Annotated in this window: 1 protein-coding gene; it reads right to left on the bottom strand. The window is 79.0% G+C overall.

Features of this window, described 5'->3' with window-relative positions:
- Window positions 1–2,802: SDR family NAD(P)-dependent oxidoreductase (locus KBX39_RS27995; protein WP_210873387.1), on the bottom strand; the 2,802-nt coding region annotated here is incomplete at both ends.

The raw sequence follows: 2,802 nt of genomic DNA, 5'->3' as shown, positions 1-2,802 counted from the left end.
GCCCGGCCGGGGTGGACATCACCGACACCCCACCGGCCAGCGCCAGGTCGCAGTCGCCCTGGCGCAGCGCCTGGACGGCCAGGTGCAGCGCCACCAGCGACGCCGAGCAGGCGGTGTCGACGGTGACAGCCGGCCCTTCCAGCCCCAGCGCGTACGCGACCCGGCCGGAGAGGACGCTGCCGGCGGTGCCGGTAAGCAGGTGCCCCTCGTCGGCGGTGACCTCGCCGTCGTCGGAGACGACACCGGGGGCGACCCGGTCGGCGTAGTCCTGCCCGTGGGTGCCGGCGAAGACGCCGGTGCGGCTGCCCCGCAGGGTGGCCGGGTCGATGCCACCGCGTTCCAGCGCCTCCCAGGAGGTCTCCAGCAGCAGCCGGTGCTGCGGATCCATGGCGAGGGCCTCGCGGGGGCTGATGCCGAAGAACTCGGCGTCGAAGTCGGCGATGCCGGTGAGGAACCCGCCGGAGCGCACGTACGTCCGGCCGGGCGTGCCGGGCACCGGGTCGTGGAGGTCGGCCAGCGGCCAGCCCCGGTCGTCGGGCAGGTCGCCGATGACGTCGTCGCCCGCGTCGAGCAGCCGCCACAGCTCCTCCGGGGAACCGATCCCGCCGGGGAAACGGCAGGCCATCGCGACGATGGCGACCGGCTCGTCCAGGGCGACGGTGCTCGCGTCGGCGACCTCGGTGGCGGCGGTGCCGAGCAGCCGGGCGTGCAGGTGCGCGGCGAGCAACTCGGGTGTGGGGTGGTTGAACACGGCGTGCGGGGCGAGCCGGACCCCGGTGACGGCGGTGAGCCGGTTGCTCAGCTCGACGGCCATCAGCGAGTCGAAGCCGAGGTCCTTGAACGGGCGGCGCGGCTCGACCTGCTCGGGGCCGGTGTGCCCGACCACTGTGGCGCACCGGGCGCGTACGAGGTCCAGCAGCAGTTCGGCGCGCTCGGGCTCGGCGAGTTCGGCCAGCCGGTCGGCGAAGCCCTTCGCGGCGGCGGGCGCGGAGGCGGCGTTGACCGCCCGGCGGGGCGGCGGGGGCAGCAGCGCCCGCAGCAGGGCGGGCACCTCGCCGGAGGTCCGTACGGCGGCCAGGTCGAGCCCGATCGGCACGAGCGCCGGCCGGTCCACGTGCAGGGCGGCGTCGAACAGCGCCAGCCCGGCGGCCGTGTCGAGGGGGCGGGTGCCGCCGCGGGCGAGCCGGGCCAGGTCGGCGGGGCTGAGCCGGCCGGCCATCCCGTCCTCGGCGGCCCACAGCCCCCAGGCCAGGGCGCTCGCCGGCCGGCCCTGGGCACGGCGGTGCGCGGCGAGCGCGTCGAGGAACGCGTTGCCGGCCGCGTAGTTGCCCTGGCCGGGGCTGCCGAAGGTGGCGGCGGCCGAGGAGAAGAGCACGAACGCGGCCAGGTCGAGGCCGGCGGTGAGCTCGTGCAGGTGCCAGGCGCCGTGCACCTTGGCGCGCAGGGTCCGGGCCCAGCGGGTCGGGTCGAGGTCGGTGAGCAGGGCGTCGTCGGTGGCCCCGGCGGCGTGCACGACGGCGACGAGCCGGTCGGCCAGCGGGGCGACGACCTCGGCGAGCGCCGCCCGGTCGGCGACGTCGGCCGCGACCACCCGCACCGTGACGCCGGCGTCGGTCAGCGCGGTCGTCCAGTCGCCGGCCCGGCCGCTGCGGCTGACCAGCACCAGTTCGGTGACGCCGTGCGCGGTGGCGAGGTGGGTGGCGACGTGCCGGCCGATCCCGCCGGTGCCGCCGGTGAGGAGCACGGTGCCGCCGGCCAGGGCCGCGAGCGGCGCGCCGGCCGGGGGCCGCTCGACGGGGCGGAGGCGGGGCAGCAGTGCGCGGCCGTCGCGGACGGCCACCTCGGGTTCGTCGTCGGCGGCGGCCAGCGCCGAACGGATGGCGGCGTCGTCGGTGGTGTCGAGGCTGAGCAGGAGGAAACGGTCGGGCTGCTCGGCCTGGGCGACGCGGAGCAGCCCGGCCACGGGGGCGTGCACCGGGTCGCCGTCGCGCACGGCGAGGGCCAGGCGGGTGGTCTCCGCGCGGGGGTCGGCCAGCCAGGTCTGGAGCACGTCGAGCACGGCGAGGCCGACGGCGTGCGCCCGGTCGGGCACCGGCCGGCCCGGCTCGCCGTCGCCGACCCGCAGCACCAGCAGCGGCGGCAGCGGCCCGTCCGGCGGCGTGCCGTCGGCGAGCGTCCAGGAGGGCGCCGGGGTCGCCGGGAACGCGGCGGGCAGCCAGTCGACGGCGTACAGCCCGGCGGGGGTGGCCGCCGGCGCCGGCGGGTCGGCGGACGGCAGGTCAACCGGCCGCAGCACCACCCGGTCGGCGTCGAGCACGGGCCCGCCCGCGTCGTCGACGGCGCTCAGCGTCACCGCGTCCGCCCCGGCGGGGGCCAGGCAGACGCGCAGCGCGTGCGCCCCGACGGCGTGGCGGCGCACGCCCGCCCACTCGGTGGGCAGCAGCCGGGCGGTGGGCCCGGCGTCGGCGACCGACGCGAAGCCGGCGAGCGGGAGCAGGCGCAGGGCCGCGTCCAGCACCAGCGGGTGCACGCCGTACCGCTCGGCGTCCGGGTCGCGGGCGTCGTCGGGCAGGCGTACGTCGACGTAGAGCCGGTCGGCGGCGACCCACGCGGCACGGGCCAGTTCCCCGGCCGGCGCGCGGTGCGGCGGGGCGCTCAGGTCCACCGGCCGGGCCCCGGCAGGTGGCCAGGCGGGGGCGAGGGCGCCCCGGCCGCTCTCCGGGTCGACGGGTGCGAGCACGGCCTCGGCGACCTCCCGCCAGGGCAGCCCCTCGCCGGCCCGGACGTGACAGTGCGCCACCC

It is taken from the genome of Micromonospora sp. D75 (genome assembly GCF_018070405.1).
In the GTDB taxonomy this organism is placed as follows: Bacteria; Actinomycetota; Actinomycetes; order Mycobacteriales; family Micromonosporaceae; genus Micromonospora; species Micromonospora chalcea.
Note: the sequence above shows the minus strand (reverse complement) of the source record. Positions and strands in the feature narration are given on the sequence as shown.